The organism is Psychrobacter sp. P11F6 (assembly GCF_001435295.1).
GTDB lineage: Bacteria > Pseudomonadota > Gammaproteobacteria > Pseudomonadales > Moraxellaceae > Psychrobacter.
Genome location: NZ_CM003594.1, coordinates 2,981,477 through 3,005,780, shown reverse-complemented (window position 1 = coordinate 3,005,780; position 24,304 = coordinate 2,981,477). Strand labels below are relative to the sequence as shown.

Below are 24,304 nucleotides of genomic sequence, written 5' to 3'. Positions count from 1 at the left end.
CACCGCCCACTTTAAAAAAGCTTGATATAAAAAGCCTCATATTAAAGAGACAATACCATGGCAAAACGCTTAGAAAATAGTTTTCAGTTTTTAGATGTACCACGGCTTGAGCCGACCAAAAAAGACATCGCCACTCGCTCAACGGAGTTTGTTGAAATTTATAAACCGTTTGAGAGTGAAGCCGTTGCGCAGCAGTCGCACCGATGTCTGGAGTGTGGTAACCCTTATTGTGAATGGAAGTGCCCTGTACATAACTACATTCCTAACTGGCTCAAATTGGCTACCGAAGGGCAGATATTTCAAGCGGCTGAATTGTGTCACCGCACCAATACGTTGCCTGAGGTCTGCGGTCGCGTCTGTCCACAAGATCGCTTATGTGAAGGCGCTTGTACCTTAAACGATGGTTTTGGCGCTGTGACCATTGGTAATGTCGAAAAGTACATCAACGATACCGCCTTTGCACTTGGCTGGCGTCCGGATATGTCTGATGTGGTTTGGACAGATAAAAAAGTCGCGATCATCGGTGCAGGGCCAGCAGGTTTGGGCTGTGCGGATATACTCGTTAGAAACGGCGTAAAACCAGTTGTGTTTGATAAGCGTCCTGAAATTGGTGGTTTACTGACTTTTGGTATTCCAGAATTTAAAATGGAAAAGGACGTCATGCGTAACCGCCGTGTCATCTTTGAAGGCATGGGCATGGAATTTCGTCTTGAGACAGAAATCGGTACTGACATTAGTATTGATGAACTGTTAAGCGAGTACGATGCGGTATTTATGGGCATGGGTACTTACACTTATATGCGTGGCGGCTTTGCTGGTGAAGAGCTTGTCGGTGTTCATGATGCGCTAGATTACCTGATTGCCAACGTCAATCGCTGCAACGATTGGGAAAAAAATCCTGAAGAATATATCGACTTTAAGGGCAAAAGAGTGGTGGTGCTAGGTGGTGGCGATACTGCGATGGATTGTAACCGTACCAGTATTCGCCAAGGCGCTGAGCAAGTCGTCTGTGCTTATCGCCGTGACGAAGAGAACATGCCAGGTTCGCGCCGCGAAGTGGTCAATGCTCGAGAGGAAGGCGTTGAGTTTCTATTCAATCGTCAACCGACAGAAATCATTGGCTTAAATGGTAAAGTGAATGGCGTGAAAGTCGTCACGACTCACTTGGGTGCGCCAGACAACCGTGGTCGTCAGCGTCCTGAGCCGATTCCTAATTCAGAAGAAATTATCCCATGTGATGCTGTGATTATGGCCTTTGGCTTCCGTCCTAGCCCTGCTGACTGGTTTGAGTCTCAGCAAGTGGCAATGGACAGCTCTGGTCGCGTGCTGGCAGCGGAAAAGCAAACCTTTAAATTCCAAACCAAAAACCCCAAGATATTTGCTGGTGGTGATATGGTACGCGGTTCTGATTTGGTCGTGACCGCGATTTGGGAAGGTCGTGAAGCTGCTGAAGGTATTTTGGACTTCTTAGAGGTATAATGGGTTTGGTTTACATCCAATTATTGATAGCTCTATTTAGATCTCAAACGTCTTTTGCCTTTTAACAGGTAAGAGACGTTTTTTTTGATATCAGCAGTAGATGATGGTTCAATATTACTTTTCATTGACTATATATTCTTCAATTAATAAGAGTGCCTGTGCGTGAAACCAAAAATTTGGCAACGATTTACTGCACCATTCATTGAACCTTATGCGCGCTATCAGCACGCTGATATCTTGCATGCCATACGTATCGGTGCAGCCATCGTACTTGCGCTGTTAGCCAATCAAATAAGCCGTTTTCCACATGGGGAATGGACGACGATTACCGTCTTTATTATTTTAGGATTGCTACAGTATCAAGGCGCTATTTATACCAAAGCCAAAGAGCGAGTACTAGGCACGGTTTTGGGTATTGTCGTGGCATTTGCAATCTTATGGTTCAATAAAGGGACGGGTGCTTGGCTAGGGATAGAGTACCTGCTTATTGGTATCGTCAGTGGGATTATTGGTTATTTTTCGGTCAGGCGGCTAGGGTATACTGGGTTACTCACTGGCATTACTATGCTGATGATCGTCTCTAATTTGAATCAAGTTAATATGGCGCAAGATGGTGTCTATCGTGCACTCAATATCTTAATCGGTACAGGTATTGCGGTCATGGTGACAGTGATCTTACCTCTAAAGTCGACGTTGATGTGGCGATTTTTATTGGCAAATAATTTAGAAGCCTGTAGTACGCTTTATGCCGGTGTCGGACATCATATCGATGCTGAAATAGTGGCTCCCAAGTCGCTTGTCTATACTAGGGCGACAAGCTCAGCTAGCCTGTCTTATCCTCAAAATAGCACTACTGCAGATATGCCTGTCAATAAAGCGTTGATAAAATCGCTGCAGCAAATAAACAAGCGATTACTAGCAGTACGTCCACATATCGCTGCAACAGCAAGCGAGTCCGGCATTCATAAAGAGACGATAGAAACGATTCAGCGTACCCATCGCAATATCATCGGTACCATCGATTTATTGCTCAGTGCAGCACCGCGTTTGGCGAATATCGATATCGACGATGATAATCATACGCTACTGATTCACTATCAACACGAGCTCACCCAAGCCATGCAGCATATCGCGGCAGTACTACGCAGTCCAAGCGATCAGACTTTTCGACCTATTACGCGTATTGCGCTATCAGAATATCCTAGCGTACAGTATGCAACGTTTGAGTGGCAAGGATATTTTTGGTTGACGCAAACGTTGCAAGCACAACTGCAACAGTTAAGTGATCTGCTACAAACGACCAAACCGCAGTGGTATGCCGCTTCTGGTCTGCGCTATCAAAAGCGTGAACAGCGTAGAATGAAAGAGCAGGGGGGCGAGTCCGATTTACACTTGTAAATATAGGAGATGCTGGCAAGTATTTGTCAGCACCTTTCAGCATTACCAATAGCCAAATGCGATGTTGTTAGGGTGCTTTTTCGTCGTTATGTGCTAGCATGTTTTGACCTTCAGCGTCTTTTATCTTTTAATAGGTAGAAGGCGTTATTTTTTGATCATGACTTTATCATCGCTTTATCAGTGATTAAGCCAGTAGCTAGAATTTAACCGATTTTTTCTTCCTTCACTTATAAGAGATACCCTGCGTGAAACCGACTTTTTGGCAACGATTGACCGCCCCGTTTGTAGAGCCTTATGCCCGTTATCAGCATGCAGATGTTTTGCATGCCATACGTTTGGGTCTGGCTGTACTTATTGCGCTCTTGTTAAATGAGTTTACGCACTTGCCGCATGGTGAGTGGACGACCATTACCGTGTTTGTGATTTTGGGTTTGTTACAATATCAAGGGGCGATTTATACCAAGGCTAAAGAGCGGATATTGGGTACTTTGCTTGGTGTGGTGGTTGGACTTAGCTTCTTATGGCTGATTAAAGATATCGGTGGCTGGCTGTGGTTATATTATGGGCTGATTGGCATTATCAGTGGCATCATCGGTTATGTGGCGGTCAAGCAATTGGGCTATATCGGTCTGCTGACAGGTATTACCATGCTGATGATTGTGTCGAGTCCTGACCACAGCAATATTACTCAAGATGGCTTATATCGCGCGTTCAATATTTTGCTTGGTGCAGGAGTAGCGGTGGCCGCAACGTTAATTTTACCGTTGAAGTCGACGTTGATGTGGCGGTTTTTGTTGGCCAGTAATCTTGAGACCTGCAGCAATTTGTATGCAGGGGTTGGCAATCATATTGATGCGGATGTCTTAGTGCCCAAGCCGTTTAAATATAGTAAGGCGACCAGTTCGGCCAGTATTATTTATCCATCGAACAGTTCTATACCAGATACACCCGTCAATAAGTCCTTGGTGAAAGCGCTACAAAAAATCAATAAGCGTTTGCTAGCTGTGCGCCCGCATATCGCCGCCACAGCGAGCGAATCTGGTATTGAAAAGGAAACACTAGAAACCATTCAGCGTACCCATCGTAATATCATTGGTACGATTGATTTACTGTTAAGTGCGGCACCGCGTTTGGCTAATATTGAGATTGATGATGAAAACCATATTTTACTTATCCATTATCAGCACGAATTGACGCAAGCGATGCAGCATATGGCGGCGGTATTACGTAGTCCAAATGATGAAGTATTTCGTCCTATTACCCGTATCGCCGTATCAGAATATCCAAGTGTAGAAAACTTAGGCTTTGAATGGCAAGGCTATTTTTGGCTGACCCAAACTTTGCAAGTTCAATTGCAGCGACTTAGTGATTTATTACAAACGACTAAGCCGAAATGGTTTGCCGCCTCCGGTCTGCGCTATCAACGCCGCGAGCAGCGCCGTATCGAGCACAAAGGCAGTGAAACTGATTTACACTTATAAATATAGTCAATTCTATATAAATCAGATACGGTGTCAGGCTCGCTTAGTCTACTATTGGTAGTACTTTCGCTTGCCTTACTTGTATCCAAATTATATTGAACCGACTATAAAAGCCAAATAACAGCCAAATAAAGAATAAATAAAAAAACGCTGACTTTATTGAGTCAGCGTTTTCTTGCGGTAACAGCTATCAACAAACAGTGATTAACGACCAGTTTTTAGCTTATCCCAATACTGCTGATAGACTTGCAATGCTTCATCGCCCACATCTTCTTGGAATTCCGCTTTTGCCAGTACGTCTTTGCTCGGATAGATGGTTGGATTGTTTCTCACTTCTTCTGGCATCATCTCACGCGCAGCCATATTAGGCGAGGCATAACCAATCTCTTCGCTGACGATTTTAGAGTTCTCAGGACGCAGTAAGTAGTCAATAAACTTGTGGGCTGCATCGACTTGTTTGGCGTTTTTCGGAATGACAAAGTTATCCATCCACAAAATAGCGCCTTCAGTTGGATATTTATAAACCAAGCTGGTCAAGCCTTCGTTATTGGCGATGATAGCTTCACCATTCCAGCTCATACCAACCGTGGTTTCGCCTTCCATATAAGGCATGCGCGAGGCATCCGAGTTAAAGGTCTTCACATTTGGCATCAAGGTCGTGAGCTTCTCATAAGCGGCTTTGATTTCCTCAGGGTTTTTACTATTACCTGAATGCCCAAGGGTCAATAGCGCCATGCCAAACACTTCGCGCATATCGTTCATCAGCATCACTTGCCCTTTATACTCAGGACGCCATAAATCGTTCCAGCTATTTACGGTTGCAGGATCGACCTTGTCACCATTAATGGCAAGACCGGTGCTGCCCCACATATAAGGAATCGAATATTTGTTCTCTGGATCAACCTTGGTATTGGTAAAAGACGTATCAAGATTCTTAAAGTTGCTTAATTTAGATTTATCGAGCTCTTGCAGCAAGCCTTCTTTGGCCATTTTTTCGACATAATAGGTCGATGGGATGGCTAAGTCATATTGGCTAGAGTCATCGAGCAATTTAAGCTTGGCGTACATAGCTTCGTTAGAATCAAAGGTGGTGTAATTGACCCGAATGCCTGTCTCTTCAGTAAAGCCGTCAAGGATTTCTTGCGGCATATACTCTGACCAGTTATACAGATTGAGCGTTTCAGCACTCGCCGCTGTACCATCAGCCGCCGTATTATCTGACTTACTACAGCTAGCAAGTGCTAGCCCAACAGCCACGGCTAATAGTGCTTTTGGTAGTATACGAGCGCGACGAGCAATGTTGTGGGGCGATGATAAATGAGTCAAAATATCTCTCCTAAATAAGAATGATGCAAATGAGTAAAAAGTTAAATGATAGATAATGGAAGCTAAGGGCTAAATACTAAGTGCTGAATATAAGGTATCGAGCCAGTTGTGAAACTATTATGGCTATGATTGTTAAGAATTTAAAGGGTAAGGAAGACGTTCGTTCTTCATAATATTGTTAAAAGTGGCGCTGATGAATGGCTGAAGAAGCTATAAAAGGAAAAATATGAGATTTACTGCTGAATTTGAGTAAGATAATAAGCGTAAATAATCATGCTATGATGAGAGCTGCTTTACCCTTAAGCCATGAGTTTACAACGTGGTTTTTATAAGATGCAAAGAGTACCGATAAAATAAAAACAATCGAATGTTAATTAAATGGTTCGAATTAAAAGAGGCAAAAGATGAATAATCGTAAACGCGCTGGACTGATTACTGCTGTGCTTGGCATAATTGCCTTTATGACCATATTTAACGCTGGCTCGCCGACACCTATCGTTAATTGGCCGGTTGAAACGTACATGGGTTTGGCATTTATGATTGGCTGGTTGAGTAATGTGCCTGTTTGGTTGGCCTATGTGCTGGCAGCGGTGGTGCTTATTTTGATTGTGGTCGGATTTTATAAAATCGGTAGTTGGGTTTATAGTTTAATGACGAAGCGTGGTTAGATTTTGCTAGGACATGTCCTTATTTTAAAAATGAGGATACGTCCTAGAGAAGCAGCAATTTGCAAAGTCTGATTATTAAGACGCAATATGAAATTGCTCAAGCACCGACTGAATACCGCGCTCCTCAATCGTACCCGTGACAAAGTCTGCACGCGCAATCAATTCTTGCTTTGCATCGCCCATTGCTACTGCATAGCCGACCAAGTCAAACATCTCTAAATCATTCATTCCATCACCAAACGCCATACACTCACTGGCATCTACCCCATAATATTGACAAACGTCTTTAATGCCTCGCGCCTTGGATGCCTCTATCGGTAAGATATCTGCGCCGATATGATGCCAATGGACGAGCTTTAACTCGTACTGGGCAAAATCGACGTCCTGCATCTTCTCTTGTTGATTGTTAAAAAATACTGAGCATTGATAGACGGTATTCCCTTTATGATATTCAGGATCAACGATAGAGTTTGGCGTGATGGCATTAAACTCGCGCAAGCGCTCATTTTCACCTGACCAAGCGATATGGGTGGCAGAGTCAAACTTATGAATCAACTCGCTCTGTTGGCACAGACGCACGATTGTATCCGTTTGCTCAGCGGACAACGGATAGTGGCTAATCCGACCCTTTTTATCAAAACTATACTGTCCATTCATACAAATAATCGCATCTAAGACATCAGCTTCGAGCAAGGCTAAAATATCTGCTGGCAATATGGCTTTGGAGCGTCCCGTTGAAATCACCAGCTTAATATCAGTACCTGCAAGCTGCTCAAGGGTCGCTTTGTTGTGTTCGGCAATGATGCCATTGCGGCTCAAGGTATCATCGATGTCAAAAAAGATGATCTTGGGTGTCGGAGTCTTGATAGTCATACTTTCTTTGGCGATTTTATCTTCGATAAACATGATGATCCTATTGTTTTTTAGTCGTTTCAATACCAATGATTTAGATACTACTACAACACACCCAAAGAGATAAATACCTATAAAGTAACCTGCGATGATGCAAATTTGGCTACTGCTGCGGTATTCGCTTTGCTGGCATTGCGATTGATTTGCGCTTATTTGAAAGATTAACAAAAACCCTAAACGATATAATTAAGAGTGGCTATTTATTATAAGGTTAGGATTAACGATCAATATCAGTTAACAAAATGATGAACGATTTTTATCAGTGTATCCGCTACCTAAAGGAGCTAGTATGAAAATTTTTACCTTAAAATCAGTCACCGCTTTGACGGCATTGGCAACATTGGCACTATCTGCCAATGCCTTTGCAATGGATGTTAAGTTTAACGATGCTGCTTGGAATGGCAAAAAAATACCTGAAGGGCAGCAGTGTCTAAACTATGATGGCAAAAATCCAGCCACGCCGAGCATGACGGTCTCAAACATTCCGATGGGCGCGGAGAGCTTGGTTTTCGTTTACAACGATGTGAGCAATAAACGTATGCAACATGGTGGACATGGCATTGTAGAGTTTAACCTACCAGAAGGTGCTACGAGTGCTGAGATTCTACGTGTGTTTGGGCATACTTATGAAGTGCCAGTTGGGATTGAGATGGTCGCGGAATATCGTAGCCGTGCAGGGGAAGCGGGAGGGGCGTATAAACCGCCTTGTTCAGGTGGCAAAAACCATCTGTATACGGTAGATGTGCAGGCATGGCAAGGCGATAGTGTGCTTGCTGAGACAACGGTTGAGATGGGTCGATATTGATGCCTTAGTCGTTTTAATGAGCGTAAAAAAGCCGTCTATGCAGTGTGTATAGACGGCTTTTGAGTAAGAGTAAGTGATGTTTGCAACGTCTGAGCCATGAGTAAGCGTGGGTCAGTCGTATGTTAGGGTTGAGACCGTGCTATAGGAAGATATAGATTAGGCTTGTTAATTATTAGAATAATGATATCGCAGTCATTGTGCCAAGTTTTATAGTACAATTGTACTCCGAGAAGTGTCAGCGTCCTAACTCATTAAAATTCCAATGCTTATTTATAGAAATACAATGATGCTAGATGACAAAAAACCACTAAGAAAAAATTTTTTATTGATTATACTTTATCTTAAACTAGATCAGGTTTTTATAAATAAGGTTTCTCATGACTATAGCGACAAGCCATACTCCAGAAAGCAAAAAAATAAATGGCGAGCATATTCTTATCAACATGATATATATCGCCAAAAATGTCGACCTAGATTCGGGAATCGAGCTGACTCGCGCACTTGAGTATTGGCGAAGGTATTTTGAAGAAAACAATATAGCTTCAGCTTTAGTCATTAGTGAAGGTTATTTCGTTCAAAGTTTTCAAGGGACAAGGCCCGCTATCAATATTGCCTTAGAAAAGATACTTGACGAGCATTCAACCATTTTTCCCAATATTGTTAATATAGAGGAAATAGAGTCGCGTCAATGGAATGGGTTTTTAGTGAAACATCTAACATCAAGCGCTGAAGATGAAGAATATGCCCTCAAAAGCTTCTCAGCAGGTTCTGACTATAATCCCTATCTAATGACAAGTGCTCAGATTAAAAGCTTTTTGACAGCAGTTTTTGAAGATACCAAATCCAACAAACTTTAGATGAGTTCTCTATTATAACTAGCGTAAAAAAGCCGTTTATACAGTGTGTAGGCGGCTTTTTAGTGGGAAGCAGCTTTGTTTCATGCACTGATACTGACAAGACTTTTATCACGGTTGAAGTTAATGTACTTTGGGTCAATGACCAAAATCTTCTGTTCAATTTCATGTTCTGAAAGATGGATTAGTATTTTATGATGAATAATCTGAGATTTTAGCTGCTCAGTAAGCTCAGATAGATTAACCCAGTTTTTATTCACACCTTGCTTCCTAACCATCCTATCAACGGTTGTGCGAACTATTTCAATGAAGACGGGAAAGTTGAATTTTCTGACAAACATATGACTATCTTCAACCTTGCATTCAAACTTTATCAGTTTTTTTAATAAACCTGATAAAGTTGTACGTCCGTAAGTTCGGGTATCAAAATCCGGTCTGACATTGTTAATGTATTTTCCTACTACTGCTAAACTTGCCCAACCTTCATCATCAGAATTATCTTTAATGGCTTTATAAATTAAATTGAGAGTAGGTATGTCAATCTCGGTATTTTCGTTATCAATGGAGTTTGCTTGTAAAGTTGCTGTCTTCCTATCGATTTTGATTGTATCCGAATGAACTTGATAGGATGAATTATCTGCGATTAAAGTTTTACTTTCAGGCTCAGGTAATAAGTTTTCGACGTAAATGAATTTATCACAGGCATTTACAAATGACTTAACCGTACTTTGTCTGCCAAATCCATACACCAATAAACCGCTTTCACGGATACGAGATGCGAGTGGGGTAAAGTCGCTATCACTTGATACGATACAAAAACCATCTAAATCTCCTGCATATAATATATCCATAGCATCAATCACCAACCTCATGTCTGTAGCATCTTTTTGAGTTACATAGGCAAACTGCTGTACAGGCGTAATAGCGTTAGGTAAAAGCTTATCCCTCCATGATAGTAGTGCCTCGATACTCCAGTCCCCATAAATACGCTTCACACTCGCAATACCATATTTAGCAATTTCTTCTAGGATAGGTTCAATATGACGATGTGATGAATTATCAGCGTCAATTAGCACGGCAAATTTTTTCATTCTTACTTTCTCATTTCAATATATATTCAAAGGTCTTTATACGTCTCACCCAACCTCAACACTCGTCACATTCTGAAAGCCTCTTGGCAACTGTCCACCACGATTGCCGCGCACACCCGTATAGTTAGCCAAATCATTTGGCTTGAGTGTCACATGGCGTTTGCCAGCGGTAATAATTAGGCTGTCTTGCTGACTGAGTGGCGTGATGACAAGCACTTCCTCATTTTCTTTCAATTTAATCAGCTTATTACCTTTACCGCGTGCCTGTTCAGGCAAATCATCGAGGGCAAATATCAGTAAATATCCAGCATTGGTCACGACAGCAATATGGTCAGGCGCTACATTGGTATTGTCACTGTCAGCATTATTAGCTGTTTCTACTGGCGCATCGATACGCGCAACAGGGAGCAAACGACTATCAGCCGCTAGGTTAATGATGTTTTTACCCGCTTTTTGATTACTATCAAGATTACCGATGGTGTTGATAAAGCCATAACCTGCGGAGCTAGCGAGGATGATGCGCTGATTGTCAGCACCCGTTAATAGCTGCTCAAAGCTGGCACCAGTTGGTGGCTTTAACACACTGGTCAGCGGATCGCCTTGACCACGAGCCGAGGCAAGGCTATGTGCATCGATACTGTAGCTGCGCCCAGTGCTATCGAGCACGTAGATTTTCTCATTGGATTTGCCACGGACGTGCGCTTGATAGCTGTCACCTGAGCGATAACTCATACCAGCGGCATCGACATCATGACCTTTGGCGGCACGAATCCAGCCTGCTTTGGATAAGATGGCAGTGATTGGCTCACTTGGTACGAGGTCAGATTCTTTTAGTGCTTGCGCTTCTTCGCGTTCTGCTAGTGGTGACACACGCTCATTGCCATGTTCTTTCATATCGGCTGTCAGCTCGTCAATCATCAGATTGGTCAGGCTGTCTGGATTGTCCAGATACTCTTGAATGATCGCGCGTTCGGCAGCCAGCTCATCTTGCTCGCGGCGTAGCTCAATCTCTTCTAGTTTAGCGAGCTGACGCAGACGAATATCCAAGATGGCATTGGCTTGGATGTCAGTCAGGTCATAATCTTGCATTAACGATAATTTTGGATCGTCCTCTTCGCGAATGATGCGAATGACTTCATCAATATTAAGATAAGCAATCAGCAAACCTGCGAGGATATGTAAGCGCTTGTCGATTTTATCGAGGCGATATTGTAAGCGACGGGTGACCACTGATCGGCGGCAGACCAGCCATTCATCAAGAATTTCTTTTAGGTTTTTGACCTGTGGCTTACCGTTTAGGCCAATCATATTCATATTGACGCGGTAATTGCTTTCTAGATCCGTACTGGCAAACAAATGACTCATGACACGAGCCACATCGACCCGTGTTGATTTTAGCTCTAAGACGATACGGCAAGCGTTTTCATGGTCTGACTCATCATGGATATCAGTAATCCAAGGCAGTTTCTTATCGGTCATTAGCTTCGCGATTTGCTCTTGGATCTTGTTGCCTGAGACTTGGTAAGGGAGTGCATCGATGATGACGAGATTCTTCTCTTTAGGGTCAACATGGAACGTTGCGCGCATTTTATAGCTACCGCGTCCAGTCTCATACATCGCTTGCAAATCTTTTTTGCTGGTGATGATTTCAGCTGGCGTTGGCAAATCAGGTGCTGGTATCGATTGGGTAAGCTGCTTAACCGATAGCTCAGGATTTTTTAGTAACCGAATCGCTGCACGTACTACTTCGTTAAGATTGTGTGGTGGAATGTCGGTAGCCATACCGACCGCGATACCCGTGGTACCGTTTAATAAAATATTCGGTAGGCGGGCAGGTAGGGTGGTTGGCTCTTGCATGGTGCCATCGAAGTTATCTTGCCAATCGACCGTACCTTGACCGAGTTCTGCCAGCAAAGTATTGGCATAAGCCGACATTTTGGCTTCGGTATAACGCATGGCGGCAAAGGATTTAGGATCATCAGGACTACCCCAGTTACCTTGACCTGTAATGAGCGGATAACGATAGCTGAACGGCTGCGCCATCAGCACCATGGCCTCATAACAAGCACTATCACCATGCGGATGGTATTTACCCAATACATCACCAACGGTACGTGCAGACTTTTTAGCTTTGGCAGTCGATTTTAGCCCCAACTCACTCATGGCGTAAACAATGCGGCGCTGGACAGGCTTTAGACCATCGGCGATATTTGGTAACGCCCGATCCATGATGACGTACATCGCATAGTTGAGATAGGCCTGCTCAGTGAACTCTGCGACTGAGCGAGTATCCATCGGTTCATTAGGAATAATAGGGTCAATCGTATGATCAATAACATCGGACATAAAATAGGGTTCACTTATCAGTTTTAATAGGTATAGATAATTGGTGCAAGCGTACAAATAGGATAGCGCTATCGTAAAGGATATTGGCAAAATTAAAAAGGCATAAGTCAGAATAGACGACAGGTCGTGACGTGCTAAATAATGATAAAGAGAGTACACAGCGTAACTTTGTGACCTTAACAGAGCTTGCTACTGCCCTTGATAGTAAAGGTAAAAAATAGTTAACGATAAAACACTATAAAGAGTATTAATGAATAAATGTTCGCTAATAAATCGCTGAAAAATTATCGATTATTGCTATTAAGATTTTGATAAATATAATATTATTGACCGTCAAGACAGTTTGCGAACTCAAGTAGCAATCTTTTATATTGAGTAGTCTGTATAAAGTGTGTATGTTAATGAACAGAGGGCTATTTACCGCTATATTGTTTGCTCATCACCATATGATTGCCTCACAGCCAAGCCTGCCATTACGATGACAAGCCTGCGCTCTGAGTTTTTATATTTTTATCACACTGTGATTCGCATGGGTTGACGGTAGCGTACTATTACTAGGAGAGAAAAGATTATGGAAAATCACAGTAACCTAATTCGTCGTAACGATAAAGTATGGGTCAAAACTTACGAAAAGCTTGATATTCAATACGACATTGATATGCCAGCCGCTAATACTTCTTTAATCGATATATTTGAGCAGAATTTTACGAAGCACGCTGGCAAGACAGCGTTTGTCTGTATGGATGCAAAACTCTCCTACGAAGATTTAGATCGTTATAGCAAACAAATTGCTGCCTACTTGCAATCACTTGGCTTAAAAAAAGGCGATAAAGTCGGCGTCATGATGCCAAATATTTTGCAGCTACCGGTTGCCGTATTGGGTGTGCTGCGTGCTGGCATGACCTTGGTTAACGTTAACCCGCTTTATACCTCAAAAGAGCTTGAGCATCAACTAACAGACTCTGATACCAAAGCATTATTTATTTTAGAAAACTTCGCCAAAACGTATGAAGACATTGGTAAGGACTTGGTTGACCATGTCATCGTGACCTCGATGGGTGATTTGATGAGTCCATTAAAAGGCTTTATCGTCAATATGGTCGTGCGTCACGTGAAGAAGCTTGTCCCTGACTATAACCTTAAAACCAGCACCAACTTCAAAACGGCGCTGAATCGCTTCTCAGCCAAAAATTATAAACGTCCAGATAACATCTGCCTTGATGATATAGCCGTTTTGCAATATACCGGTGGTACGACTGGTGTCGCTAAAGGTGCAATGCTCACGCATGGTAATTTAGTCGCCAACCTGATTCAGTGTGATACCTATCTTGGCGATGCTTTTGATAAGTTTGAAGGTATGGATGAGCAGCCAGTTATCATGACCGCCTTGCCGCTATATCATATCTTCTCGTTTACCGTTTGTGGTATGTTTGGCTTATATCGCGGCTGTATCGGGCTACTGGTACCAAACCCACGTGACGGCGCAAGCTTAATCAAAGCTTATAAAGATTATCCACCAGCATTTTTCCCAGCAGTTAATACGCTGTTTAATGCGTTGGCAAACAGTGATCCATTTAAAGCCTTAGATCATAGCAAGCTTGAGATGTCGATGGGCGGTGGCATGGCAGTATTAAAAGACACCGCTGACAAATGGCAAAAAATTACTGGTAATGTGATCGTACAAGGCTATGGTCTGTCAGAGACGTCTCCTGTGGCGTCAGCAAACCCAGAAGGTACGGGCGAATTCTCAGGCAATATTGGTCTGCCGATGCCAGCGACAGACATGGCTATTTTGGATGAAGAAGGCAATGAGGTCGCACTGGGTGAGCGCGGCGAGATTTGTGTTCGTGGTCCACAGGTTATGAAAGGCTACTGGAAACGTGATGATGCTACCGCTGAAGTCATGACCTCTGACGGTTATTTCCGTACGGGTGATATCGGCGTGATGGATGAAGAAGGCTACTTTAAAATCGTTGATCGTAAAAAGAATATGATTTTGGTATCTGGCTTTAACGTCTATCCAAACGAAGTCGAAGATGTGATGTCAGGTCATCCAAAGATTTTGGAGTGCGGTGTCATCGGTATCGAAGATGAAAAGAGCGGCGAAGTGCCAAAGATTTATGTTGTGCGTAGTGATGACAGTTTGACTAAAGAAGAAGTGCTTGCTTATAGCAAAGAGAATTTAACTGGTTATAAGCGTCCTCGTTATGTTGAGTTCATCGATGAGCTGCCAAAGTCAAATGTCGGTAAGATTTTGCACAAAGATTTGCGCGTGCTGGAAGAAAAGAACCACGGTTAATCAGCGAGCCTTCAGCGTCAGAGTATTTTTATGAGTGTCTGCTACTGTTTGTTAGGCACTCGTAAAGTCATCATGATAAGTCACCACGATACTAATGATAAAGATTAACGCTACAAACTAAATCTGAAAGAAACTATCAGGATGCTAAGTCGTCGTGATAGTGGTGGTTGTGATACTGGGTGTCGTGATCCAAAAATGGTAAGGTTGCTGGTATGCTGCCTTATCATTTTTTGTATTTATTGCTTTTTTTGTCGCTATGAACCAATCAGGTAGAGATAGAGAATTTTTAGCAAAACTGCTATAGTGCTTACCGACATATTCGTCTATTTATCGACGAGATGACGTTAGTTTTGCGCTATATCTCTGATAAAACTATCAGGGATAAAGGGGTTTTTAATTCGGCAATGCCGAGTTATTGTGCTATTTATTAAGGACTTAACGTTGCGCTTTGATTGACAAAGCTTGTGAATGATAAACCTTTTTTGTTACCACGTTTTTTATTCACAAGCTTCTGCTGTCATTGATCAATCACAAAAAATAATGGTGTTTTCATTAGATTATTCTACGTTTTTAACGGTAACATTTAGGGAAAATTATGACCGACAGTATCAATAAAGAGACCACAAACGATAACGCTGCAATGAATAATAAAGACAGCGTATTTCCTACTATGCCGACGATAGATAGTGACAGCCCATGGTTGAAAACTTATGAGCGTTATGGCATTGATGCGACTATCGATATGCCTGATGACAATACCTCTTTACTTGATGTGTTTGAGCGTAACTTTAGCCGTTATGGGAAAAAAACGGCCTATATTTGTATGGGTGCATCGATTAGCTTTAAGGAATTGGATTTATACAGTCGCCAAATTGCCAGTTACTTACAGTCATTAGGATTGGTAACAGGTGATAAAGTTGGGGTGATGATGCCCAACCTCCTGCAATATCCAGTGGTTGCTTTGGGAATCATCCGTGCAGGTATGGTGTTGGTCAACGTCAACCCTTTATATACCAGCCGAGAGTTATCGCATCAGCTGCATGATAGTGGCACCAAAGCCCTATTCATCGTTGAGAACTTTGCGAACACCTATCAAGAGGCGGAAGACAAAGGTCAGGTTGAGCATGTCATCGTTTGTAAGATTGGCGATATGCTAGGAACAGTGAAAGGAGCCGTCGTTAACCTCGTTGCGCGCCATGTCAAAAAAATGATTCCTGCTTATAGCCTGCCAACCAGCGTGAGTTTTAAGCACGCTTTAAATGCAGTATCAGCCAGCAAATATAAGCGCCCTGATTTGAATTTAAGCGACGTGGCATTATTGCAATATACGGGCGGTACGACAGGGGTTGCCAAAGGTGCAATGCTGTCCCACGGTAACTTAGTTGCCAATATGCTACAGATTAGTGCGCTTATGGATAGTGCATTTGATGATGATGTTGATGCCAATGATGTCATCCTGACGGCACTACCGCTATATCATGTATTCTCATTTATGGTCTGCGGCATGTATGGTATGTACCGAGGTTATGCAGGCTTGCTTATCCCAAACCCTCGTGATTTGGATGGTCTGATTAAAGAGATGGCCAAATACAAACCCGCCTTTATCCCTGCGGTGAATACTTTGTTCAACGGTCTAGTACACAAAGACGGCTTTGCAGACTTAGATTTCTCTAACCTAAAAGCGTCTATCGGTGGCGGTATGTCTGTCTTGCCAAGCGTGGCAAAAGAGTGGCATAAAATCACTGGTCTGCCTATCGTGGAAGGTTATGGTTTGTCAGAAACCTCACCAGTGGCTGCTTTTAACCCGATGACCATTGCTGAATTCACGGGTAAAATTGGTATTCCTGCCTCTAGCACCGATATAATACTAATCGATGATGATGAAAATGAAGTCGCATTGGGTGATCGCGGCGAGATTTGTGTCAAAGGCCCGCAGGTGATGATAGGTTATCAAAATCGTCCAGAGGAAACAGCTGAAACGTTTACTGCCAATGGCTTTCTAAAAACTGGCGATATCGGTATCATGGACGAAAAAGGCTTTATCAAAATCGTAGACCGCAAAAAAGACATGATTTTGGTCTCTGGTTTTAATGTTTATCCGAACGAAATTGAAGAAGCCATGAGCGAGCATCCAGCTGTGGTAGAATGCGGCGCTATCGGTATTCCAAACGATGACCGCGGTGAAGAACCAAAGTTGTTTGTGGTCAAGAAAGGCGATGTGACTGAGCAAGAGTTGCTTGATTTTGGCAAAAAGCAACTGACTGGCTACAAGCGTCCGCGTCACATACAGTTCGTCGATGAATTACCAAAATCAAACGTGGGTAAAATCCTGCGTAAAGAATTGCGTAAGATGGAAGGGTTAGAATAAAGTTGGTGCTATTTCTTTGTTAAGCCAATGACTGGCTAAAGTAGCGGCGCAATAGCTCGAACGAATCTTGCTATTGCGCCGCTGCCACGTTAGGATATCTCCATATTTACGTCTGCTATGGCATCCAATCATTATTTATTTTAGCTTGTTAATAGTTTGCTTGATAAATGATGGTTAGCCACATAATGACAGACACCTCATTTTATGACACCGCCTTTAAAACATTGTACTAGGGATTTTTATGCGTATTGACAATCGTGAGCTTGACCAACTTCGCTCGATCAGCTTTGAGCGCCATTATACTAAGCATGCCGAAGGGTCAGTGTTAGTCAGCTTTGGTGATACCAAAGTATTGTGTACCGCTAGTGTTGAATCTGGCGTTCCGCGTTGGCTCAAAGGTAAAGGCAAAGGCTGGATCACTGCTGAATATGGTATGTTGCCACGCGCGACCAATACTCGTAACCAACGTGAAGCGGCACGTGGTAAACAATCAGGCCGTACCCAAGAAATCCAGCGTTTGATTGGTCGTAGCTTACGAGCGATGATTGACCTGAGTAAGCTGGGTGAAAATACCATTTATCTTGATTGTGATGTTTTGCAAGCCGATGGCGGTACTCGTACTGCTAGTGTGACAGGGGCTGCTATTGCGCTTATCGATGCATTAGAGAGTATCCAAAAAAGCAAAAAACTCAAGGCAGATCCACTGATTGGTTTGGTCGCTGCGGTCTCTGTTGGTATGAAAGACGGCAAAGCGTATCTAGATTTAAACTACGAAGAAGATGCCAGCTGTGATACCGATTTGAATGTGGTTATGACCCAAAAAGGCGAATTTATTGAGCTACAAGGAACAGCGGAAGAAAAGCCATTTACTCGTGCTCAAGCCGACGATATGTTGATTCTTGCCGAAAAAGGCATCGCTGAGCTGATTGCCATGCAAAAAACAGCCTTGGGTTGGTAGTCCTATTGATGACTACTTGCTCATCGTATTTTCAGTAAATTCTTACTTTCTTATTACTCTGTAACAGGTAGTCATGCATGCTCAAGCTGACCGACGATGGTGCCAAAATCACGCTACAAGATCAGCCAAAAACGACTGATGATGGCATGTTTTGGTTTGGCTCAGCATTATTGGTTGGGGCAGTGGCGGTTGCTTTGGCAATGAGTCTGCTGCCTGAGCGCTTGGCTATAGGGGCATTGGCGCTACTGATTATTGGTAGTTTTATATTTAATCGAAAACGCCAACAACAGAAAAAAGCCATGGCTGGCGTTATCAGCAGCGGCATCTTGTGGCTGCGTGCGGGTGAGCTGGTGCATGACAATCAAGGTAAGCGTCAGCATATTCAGTTGACCGACGGTGATAAAATCATGCTTATTGGTGAGCAATTACAGATTGTTGATTGTGATGATATACGCAAATACCATATTAGCGGCTTTGATAGTATCCAAGAGGCAACCGCTGCCAAAGCTATTTTGCAAGGTCAAGCATTGGGCAAGCGCCATGTGAATATCAAAATGAGTAACGATTAGCTTATTTCTTAGCTTATTATCTACTGGATTGGGCTATAAAAACCTAAGTGGCTTTCTCTCAGTAATATTTTATTTCAGCAATTTGTTATCTACGCAGGATTTAATCTAAACACTGCTTATTCTATTTCCTTTTTATTTAGCGCCAGCTCTCCATCGTTTTTCTACGTGCTCTTCTTATCTAACCATTAGTCTGCATTTTTATACCTTTTATCGGCTATTTGAGCCGAATAATGCTTGCAGCGTCATGTCTAAATGGTTTATAAGTAAGATTAGAACATCCTATTATTATGGTTTATGTTGTCATTTATATTTTATTGACAAGGAGTTGGTCATGTCGCGTTTGCCTGTGTCATTGTCTATGTCGTCGTCGGTTACCGCGTCGTGCAGTCTTTTATTGTTTACCGTTGGCCTAGTGGGTCAGGCTCATGCCGATAGTATGAGTGCGCTGATCGCCCAAAAATCTGTGCAATCTGATTTTAGTGCTCGCTATACACCATCATACTCAGCCGTGCCCTCTGCAAAAGTCAGCACGCGTTCTACCATTCAACGTGCAGGAACTTATCGCTCAAATTCTGCCAGTACTCCACCAGTGATTCAGACATCCTATCGTTATCCTGAAGTAGTGCGTCAAGCGCCAGCAGTGATGCCCGCTTTTTTATCGGGTAATTATGATAATGTCGATAGCGAGTATTTACCGTTACTGAGCAGTGCGGAGATGCAGAGTAGTTTGGCTGCACGTGAAGTGGTTAGCACCGCACGCAAGATGGCGCTGAACGAGCGTGCGATCATTCAAGGTGGCTGCTGGGACTATCTCAATGCCGTGTTTAAACGCGCCGGGGTGACACGCGATACCATTCATAAAGGTACTTATGGTCAAGGTCCGTATGCCAATAGTGGCGAGATTGAAGTTGGGGATTGGCTCTATTATATCAATCATGGCTACAATGGCGTCGAGCATAGTGGACTGTTTGTTGGCTGGGTTGATGAGCGCGCAAAGCAAGCGCTAATCCTCAGCTATGCGGGCGAAAACCGCCGCGAACCTGCGCGTTACCGTGTTTATGATTTGAGTAATGTCTATCAAATCATGCGCCCTAGTGTTTAAGGTGTCATATTTATGATGTCCTAAAAAAAGCGTCCGTTACTTTAATAAGTAACGGACGCTTTTAGTTTAGAGGTGTTCAGATCTAAAAATCAGTTACTAGCCTGTTTACTGGATTTTAGAAGGGCTTTACTACTACTAAGATGACGATAATGACTAAAGCAAACACTGGTACTTCGTTAAACCAGCGCCAAAATTTATGCGTCTTATAATGCGGATTATCTATTAGCTTTTTACGATAAAAGCCACAAGCACCATGATAACCAGAGAGTAGCACCACTAATAATAGCTTGACGTGTAACCAGCCTTGGGTTTTATACACCTCCCAACCTAGCCCCAACATCCATAGACCGAAGACCCATGTGGCTATCATCGATGGCGTCATGATACCGCGATAGAGCTTGCGCTCCATAATAGCAAAGCGCTCGTGGCTGATGCTGTCGTCACTCATCGCATGATAGACAAATAAGCGTGGCAAATAAAATATCGCCGCAAACCAGCAGACCATCGATATAATATGTGCCGCTTTAATCCAATTGAAATAATCTGCCATCATATTCTCTCTTACGATTTAATATTTTATCATCAATAATGTCGGCAAGCTTAGCGCAGATTATCCAATAATGGTAGCGATAAAAAACGCTACTCTGCCATCACCACTTGCGATTGATGACCACTCATCGCATCCATCACAGGCAATACTTTGGGCGCTCTTGGCGCGGCAAATTGCTTTGTTAGACCAAGCTCACGCATGAGTCTGTCATCGCCTGATTGGCTTGCATTGCCAGTAGTCAGCAGTTTATCGCCATAAAAAAATGAGTTGGCACCTGCCATAAATGCCAAGGCTTGCTCAGAGTCGGATAGGCTTTCGCGGCCAGCAGACAAACGCACATAGCTGGTCGGGCAGCAAATACGTGCTACGGCAATAGTACGAATCCATTCAATCACTGACAGTTGACCTTCTGCCAATACTTTATCACCAATTGGTGTGCCTTTAATGGGCACAAGTAGGTTGACCGGAATTGACTCTGGCGCTTTGGGCATTTTTAGCAGCTCATGTACCCAATCGATACGGTCATCACGGCTTTCACCCATACCGACGATATTGCCGCTACAGACGTTGATGCCTGAGTTGCGCACGTTGTCTATCGTATCCAAGCGCTCGTCATAGCTACGCGTGCTGACGACTTGCTCATAATAACGACGTGAGGTATCTAGGTTATGATTGTAATAATCGAGTCCAGCATCTGCCAGTTGCGTCGCTTGATTGGTATCTAGCATACCAAGGGTCATACAGGTTTCAAGTCCCAATGCCTTGACTTCTTTGATCAGCTCAACCACATAGGGCATGTCTTTGGCGCTTGGATGTTTCCATGCTGCACCCATACAAAAGCGTGACGAGCCACTGGCTTTGGCACGTTTGGCCGCAGCAATGACTTTATCGACTTCTATGCGTTTCTCTGCTTGTAATTTAGTCGTGTCGCGGTGGTGACCTGATTGCGAGCAGTAGCCACAATCTTCGGGGCAGTTACCTGTTTTGATCGACAACAAAGTACTGATTTGTACTTCATTGGCAGTGAAGTGCGCCCGATGTATCGTTTGCGCTTGCAACAACAAATCCATCAATGGCAAATCAAACAGTTCGGCGATTTCTTCGCGGTTATGTTTATGAGTGGTTTTTTGGTTGGCTGTGGTGGCATCCATTGTTAAGTTGTTTAAAAAGTCATTGTTCAAGCCGCTGTGGCTGTTATTTTTATTATTGAACGTGTCAGTGGGGCTACTGGCATTAGGCTCTGAGATGTTAAGTAATCCTGCCATCATATAATTCCTTTTATAATAGTTTTTGAAACAATCATTTTGAAGAGAATAGGGGTTAAAAGAGTTGTGTGTAAAGCCATAAAATTTTAGGTAATAAAAAAGGCTGCGATATAGTATACCGCAACCTTTTTAGAAAATCAGAGCACTGCGAAAGAGTAAAGTAACTGAGCGCTAAATAATTGTGATCTGTTTTCTTTATTTACGTCGCTCTATTTACGTCATTATTTGCCAAGTTTGTGCTTAGCAACCCCAATCCAATGGTTGGCAAGTTTTTGTGCTTTATAAGCATAAGGCTTGGCTTTTTGGATATAAGGTTTACATTCTTCTGGAATAGCTGGCACGATATGCTTAGCAAGTTTATTGAACCACATCATTAGGCTGTAATCGCCTTCGATGCTGAGGTTGCCTTCTTGTACAGCAGTCATAAAGGCAGGAAGATTGCCTTTGGTCAAAAGCTTAACACCTGTCATCGAATCCTTGAAATTGATGGTGAGGTCTGCTTTTTTAGCATGACCACTGTATTGGCTGAAGCTACCATTATCAAAGACAAAATAACGGGCGATATCCGCTTCAGTGCTGGCAAGCTCAATCGTCACATTGCGATCAGCAAATAGTGCTTTTACATCTTCGTTATCACTATCAGCAAGCATGGACAAACGATAGCCAATCACAGCCAATAGCACATCTAACGGATCAGATTTAATATCTAATACAGGAACAGTAAACATAATCGAACTCCTAAAGAATGAGACGCAAAATAATGCGTACTTTATAACAATTTTTGCGACAAATATATAACTAGATTATAAACGATAGAGAGGTTGCTATTCTTTAGGAGTTACGTAGAGAGCGTTAAGTATCTTGTAACATTCAATGACGTCATCTTGATTAAAATAAGTTGTTAATATTTATAAAAATGACAGTAGAAAAGAGAATAGCAACGAAAATGAATGCTCGCACTACCTATGCTAGATTGAGCGAATTTGACGGCAGGTTAATCGTAATTTTTGTACGAGATACAGTCGGATAAAGATAATGTAATACAGGCTATATAAGAGGTAAGTAAAAGTACTGCAAACAGAAAATGAGTCAACCTAACAGCGTCGCTCGTTGATATAAGCGCGACTCTATCAGTGGAAGCGCGGTTGGTAGTCGTCATCATAAACAGGCGTGTGCTCGATATAACGTGCCGCTTCCAATTGACGCTGCTGCTGAACGGATTGACTGACATCCTCGTAACGTAGTGCCCGATACAGCACCCAGCACGCTAAAGGCAACCAACTGATGCCCATGGCGATGATATAGCTGTGCCATTCTGACAGCTCTGATAGCATGGGACGACCCGCCACAATGCTTTGAATCGCCTCAACCGCTAGCCAATATGCCATACCACCAAATAGATACCAGAGCAGCCAGCGCTGTGAGGATAAGGCAAGCGCTAAAATCAAGCCTGCCAGCAAGCTATAACCAAACAGTGCCGCCGTGCTCCACGTTTCTATACCAATAACCGAAAATATAGTCAGTAACATCATTCATCTCGCTATTCATAAGGTGAATTCCAATAGGGTCATTATGAAAGTTTGGGGAACAAAGCTAAAGAGGGGACAGGCGACTTTGCGACAACCGTTGACGTTTGGTTTTTTAGCACATTTTGATGGTTTTGTATGGCAAGGTTTAAGCACAAGCGCCGCAAGGATGGGCGCTTATTATTAAGAGTGTATAGGAGGGTTTTCGGGTTTTAAAAAGAGACTGATGCAGGTTTAAGGTAGGGTTAAGCGCGATTGCTACGAGTGCCCCACCAAGACAATAGTGAGACTAAAATCGCGCCTAGCAGCATCAGTCCTACAGTGATTAGCCAATGTGGACCGGTAGGATATTGCCATGGCATCACGTTGTTGATCGCGTCACTATTAAGCGCGCCTAACGCATCTACTTTCCATGGCCATACTTTCACAAGCGAGCCTGCGATAAAACCTGTGAGCAAGGCCAAAGTTGCTTGATAGTAGCGAGACAATAGCCATTTAAGTGCGCGAGTAAATAATAACAATCCCGTCGCCATACCCGCAATGACCGTGAAAATTATCGTGAAGTTAAGGCTATGTACGGCTTCTAATACTGCGTCATAAGCACCTAATAGTAATAAAATAAAAGACCCCGATATACCGGGCAGGATCATGGCACAAATAGCGACTGCTCCTGCAAAAAACAAATAAGGCAAGCTTGGTGTGGTCGTGAGTAATGGTAAGCTGCTAATGACCACAGCGGCAACAAGACCAGTCACGAAGAGTGCTGCTCGCCCTATATTCCAACGCTGAATCTCACTCAATAATATAAATACCGTTGCGACAACCAGTCCAAAAAAGAACGACCAAATAAATAACGGTTGATTATCCAATAGATGCTTGATAATACCTGCTAAAGTAGTAAAACTGGTGGCGATTCCCAATAACAAAAATAACAAAAAAGTTGCATCAACTTGTCGCCACACCGAAACCAAACCTTTGATTCCGCCTTCCTGTCGAAATATCTGCCAGAGATTGGGGCCGATGCTACTCAGGGCGTTAATCAAGCGCTCATAAATACCGGCAATCAGCGCAATGGTACCGCCAGAGACACCCGGTACGATATCCGCTGCCCCCATGGCCATTCCTCTGATATAAACCCCAAATAGTTGCTTTGGACTATCGGAGGATGCAGCAGTGCTGCTCTTATCCAGTGGTTGTGGCGCTGACGGCTCATTTTGCCGCGGTGATGGTGATGCCGTCATGGACAATCCTTTTTTATTTAAAAACACAGTGAAAGTTAATGCGATGCCGCTAAGTATGCTAGGACA

The 24,304-nt window shown here is 43.1% G+C and carries 20 protein-coding genes; 11 read left to right on the top strand and 9 right to left on the bottom strand.

The annotated features are described in order from the left end of the window. Positions 1 to 57 precede the first annotated feature (57 nt). The 3 genes from AK822_RS12430 (at position 58) to AK822_RS12420 (ending at position 4,358) form a co-directional block, all read left to right on the top strand. Positions 58 to 1,479 carry a glutamate synthase subunit beta gene (locus tag AK822_RS12430; RefSeq protein WP_060491863.1) on the top strand — a complete coding sequence of 474 codons (1,422 nt, stop codon included), beginning with the start codon at positions 58 to 60 and terminating at the stop codon, positions 1,477 to 1,479. A 162-nt stretch (positions 1,480 to 1,641) separates the two neighbouring features. After that, on the top strand, positions 1,642 to 2,877 hold the full coding sequence (locus tag AK822_RS12425) for an FUSC family protein (protein WP_060491862.1): 1,236 nt from the start codon (positions 1,642 to 1,644) through the stop codon (positions 2,875 to 2,877). A gap of 245 nt (positions 2,878 to 3,122) precedes the next feature. Then, a complete protein-coding gene (locus AK822_RS12420; protein ID WP_060491861.1) occupies positions 3,123 to 4,358 on the top strand; it encodes an FUSC family protein in 1,236 nt (411 codons plus the stop codon). Between the two features lie 204 nt (positions 4,359 to 4,562). On the opposite strand, the gene AK822_RS12415 is transcribed toward AK822_RS12420, so the two are convergent. After that, complete coding sequence (locus AK822_RS12415) at positions 4,563 to 5,684, bottom strand: ABC transporter substrate-binding protein (protein WP_060491860.1); 1,122 nt, start codon at positions 5,682 to 5,684, stop codon at positions 4,563 to 4,565. A gap of 404 nt (positions 5,685 to 6,088) precedes the next feature. Here AK822_RS12415 and AK822_RS12410 point away from each other — a divergent pair, with 404 nt between their 5' ends. Beyond that, entirely contained in the window at positions 6,089 to 6,352 is a 264-nt protein-coding gene (locus tag AK822_RS12410; RefSeq protein ID WP_060491859.1) for a hypothetical protein, read from the top strand. A gap of 75 nt (positions 6,353 to 6,427) precedes the next feature. Here AK822_RS12410 and AK822_RS12405 read toward each other — a convergent pair whose 3' ends face one another. Beyond that, a complete protein-coding gene (locus AK822_RS12405) occupies positions 6,428 to 7,258 on the bottom strand; it encodes a Cof-type HAD-IIB family hydrolase (protein ID WP_228139030.1) in 831 nt (276 codons plus the stop codon). A gap of 295 nt (positions 7,259 to 7,553) precedes the next feature. Here AK822_RS12405 and AK822_RS12400 point away from each other — a divergent pair, with 295 nt between their 5' ends. Next, complete coding sequence (locus AK822_RS12400) at positions 7,554 to 8,069, top strand: hypothetical protein (protein WP_060491858.1); 516 nt, start codon at positions 7,554 to 7,556, stop codon at positions 8,067 to 8,069. Positions 8,070 to 8,446: 377 nt separating this feature from the next. Next, positions 8,447 to 8,926, top strand: coding sequence for a BLUF domain-containing protein (locus AK822_RS12395; RefSeq protein ID WP_060491857.1), 480 nt, complete (start codon positions 8,447 to 8,449; stop codon positions 8,924 to 8,926). A gap of 80 nt (positions 8,927 to 9,006) precedes the next feature. Here AK822_RS12395 and AK822_RS12390 read toward each other — a convergent pair whose 3' ends face one another. Continuing rightward, positions 9,007 to 10,014 (bottom strand): NYN domain-containing protein, encoded by a 1,008-nt coding sequence (locus AK822_RS12390; RefSeq protein ID WP_060491856.1) that lies wholly within the window; start codon positions 10,012 to 10,014, stop codon positions 9,007 to 9,009. A 45-nt stretch (positions 10,015 to 10,059) separates the two neighbouring features. Beyond that, the gene (gene parC / locus AK822_RS12385; RefSeq protein WP_060491855.1) at positions 10,060 to 12,360 is read right to left on the bottom strand and encodes a DNA topoisomerase IV subunit A; all 2,301 of its coding nucleotides are present in this window, start codon (positions 12,358 to 12,360) and stop codon (positions 10,060 to 10,062) included. Positions 12,361 to 12,931: 571 nt separating this feature from the next. On the opposite strand from parC, the gene AK822_RS12380 reads away from it, so the two are divergent. The 5 genes from AK822_RS12380 (at position 12,932) to AK822_RS12360 (ending at position 19,656) form a co-directional block, all read left to right on the top strand. After that, positions 12,932 to 14,659: an AMP-binding protein gene (locus AK822_RS12380; protein WP_060491854.1), complete on the top strand. Its 1,728-nt coding sequence runs from the start codon at positions 12,932 to 12,934 to the stop codon at positions 14,657 to 14,659. A 595-nt stretch (positions 14,660 to 15,254) separates the two neighbouring features. After that, the gene (locus AK822_RS12375; RefSeq protein ID WP_060491853.1) at positions 15,255 to 17,027 is read left to right on the top strand and encodes an AMP-binding protein; all 1,773 of its coding nucleotides are present in this window, start codon (positions 15,255 to 15,257) and stop codon (positions 17,025 to 17,027) included. 241 nt (positions 17,028 to 17,268) lie between these two features. After that, positions 17,269 to 17,985, top strand: coding sequence for a ribonuclease PH (rph, locus tag AK822_RS12370; RefSeq protein WP_045443953.1), 717 nt, complete (start codon positions 17,269 to 17,271; stop codon positions 17,983 to 17,985). A gap of 77 nt (positions 17,986 to 18,062) precedes the next feature. After that, complete coding sequence (locus AK822_RS12365) at positions 18,063 to 18,554, top strand: hypothetical protein (protein WP_060491852.1); 492 nt, start codon at positions 18,063 to 18,065, stop codon at positions 18,552 to 18,554. A 331-nt stretch (positions 18,555 to 18,885) separates the two neighbouring features. Next, positions 18,886 to 19,656: a hypothetical protein gene (locus AK822_RS12360; RefSeq protein WP_060491851.1), complete on the top strand. Its 771-nt coding sequence runs from the start codon at positions 18,886 to 18,888 to the stop codon at positions 19,654 to 19,656. A 115-nt stretch (positions 19,657 to 19,771) separates the two neighbouring features. Here the strand turns inward: AK822_RS12360 and hemJ are convergent, their stop codons facing one another. The 5 genes from hemJ to AK822_RS12335 form a co-directional block, all read right to left on the bottom strand. Next, the gene (gene hemJ, locus AK822_RS12355) at positions 19,772 to 20,206 is read right to left on the bottom strand and encodes a protoporphyrinogen oxidase HemJ (protein WP_060492310.1); all 435 of its coding nucleotides are present in this window, start codon (positions 20,204 to 20,206) and stop codon (positions 19,772 to 19,774) included. A gap of 89 nt (positions 20,207 to 20,295) precedes the next feature. Then, a complete protein-coding gene (gene bioB / locus AK822_RS12350; RefSeq protein WP_228139090.1) occupies positions 20,296 to 21,357 on the bottom strand; it encodes a biotin synthase BioB in 1,062 nt (353 codons plus the stop codon). Positions 21,358 to 21,692: 335 nt separating this feature from the next. Then, complete coding sequence (locus AK822_RS12345; RefSeq protein ID WP_045443962.1) at positions 21,693 to 22,199, bottom strand: SCP2 sterol-binding domain-containing protein; 507 nt, start codon at positions 22,197 to 22,199, stop codon at positions 21,693 to 21,695. A gap of 402 nt (positions 22,200 to 22,601) precedes the next feature. Further along, on the bottom strand, positions 22,602 to 23,003 hold the full coding sequence (gene aciT / locus AK822_RS12340) for an AciT family ciprofloxacin tolerance protein (protein WP_228139029.1): 402 nt from the start codon (positions 23,001 to 23,003) through the stop codon (positions 22,602 to 22,604). A gap of 239 nt (positions 23,004 to 23,242) precedes the next feature. Beyond that, positions 23,243 to 24,238 (bottom strand): DUF368 domain-containing protein, encoded by a 996-nt coding sequence (locus tag AK822_RS12335; protein WP_045443965.1) that lies wholly within the window; start codon positions 24,236 to 24,238, stop codon positions 23,243 to 23,245. Positions 24,239 to 24,304: the final 66 nt, after the last annotated feature.

Excerpts from the sequence above, each read along its gene's own strand:
- aciT (WP_228139029.1), bottom strand. The coding sequence starts at position 23,003 with ATGATGTTACTGACTATATTTTCGGTTATTGGTATAGAAACGTGGAGC.
- AK822_RS12335 (WP_045443965.1), bottom strand. The coding sequence starts at position 24,238 with ATGACGGCATCACCATCACCGCGGCAAAATGAGCCGTCAGCGCCACAA.
- hemJ (WP_060492310.1), bottom strand. The coding sequence starts at position 20,206 with ATGGCAGATTATTTCAATTGGATTAAAGCGGCACATATTATATCGATG.
- AK822_RS12410 (WP_060491859.1), top strand. The coding sequence starts at position 6,089 with ATGAATAATCGTAAACGCGCTGGACTGATTACTGCTGTGCTTGGCATA.
- AK822_RS12375 (WP_060491853.1), top strand. The coding sequence starts at position 15,255 with ATGACCGACAGTATCAATAAAGAGACCACAAACGATAACGCTGCAATG.
- parC (WP_060491855.1), bottom strand. The coding sequence starts at position 12,360 with ATGTCCGATGTTATTGATCATACGATTGACCCTATTATTCCTAATGAA.
- rph (WP_045443953.1), top strand. The coding sequence starts at position 17,269 with ATGCGTATTGACAATCGTGAGCTTGACCAACTTCGCTCGATCAGCTTT.
- AK822_RS12430 (WP_060491863.1), top strand. The coding sequence starts at position 58 with ATGGCAAAACGCTTAGAAAATAGTTTTCAGTTTTTAGATGTACCACGG.
- AK822_RS12400 (WP_060491858.1), top strand. The coding sequence starts at position 7,554 with ATGAAAATTTTTACCTTAAAATCAGTCACCGCTTTGACGGCATTGGCA.
- AK822_RS12405 (WP_228139030.1), bottom strand. The coding sequence starts at position 7,258 with ATGTTTATCGAAGATAAAATCGCCAAAGAAAGTATGACTATCAAGACT.
- AK822_RS12360 (WP_060491851.1), top strand. The coding sequence starts at position 18,886 with ATGTCGCGTTTGCCTGTGTCATTGTCTATGTCGTCGTCGGTTACCGCG.
- AK822_RS12365 (WP_060491852.1), top strand. The coding sequence starts at position 18,063 with ATGCTCAAGCTGACCGACGATGGTGCCAAAATCACGCTACAAGATCAG.
- AK822_RS12380 (WP_060491854.1), top strand. The coding sequence starts at position 12,932 with ATGGAAAATCACAGTAACCTAATTCGTCGTAACGATAAAGTATGGGTC.
- AK822_RS12345 (WP_045443962.1), bottom strand. The coding sequence starts at position 22,199 with ATGTTTACTGTTCCTGTATTAGATATTAAATCTGATCCGTTAGATGTG.
- AK822_RS12395 (WP_060491857.1), top strand. The coding sequence starts at position 8,447 with ATGACTATAGCGACAAGCCATACTCCAGAAAGCAAAAAAATAAATGGC.
- AK822_RS12390 (WP_060491856.1), bottom strand. The coding sequence starts at position 10,014 with ATGAAAAAATTTGCCGTGCTAATTGACGCTGATAATTCATCACATCGT.
- bioB (WP_228139090.1), bottom strand. The coding sequence starts at position 21,357 with ATGGATGCCACCACAGCCAACCAAAAAACCACTCATAAACATAACCGC.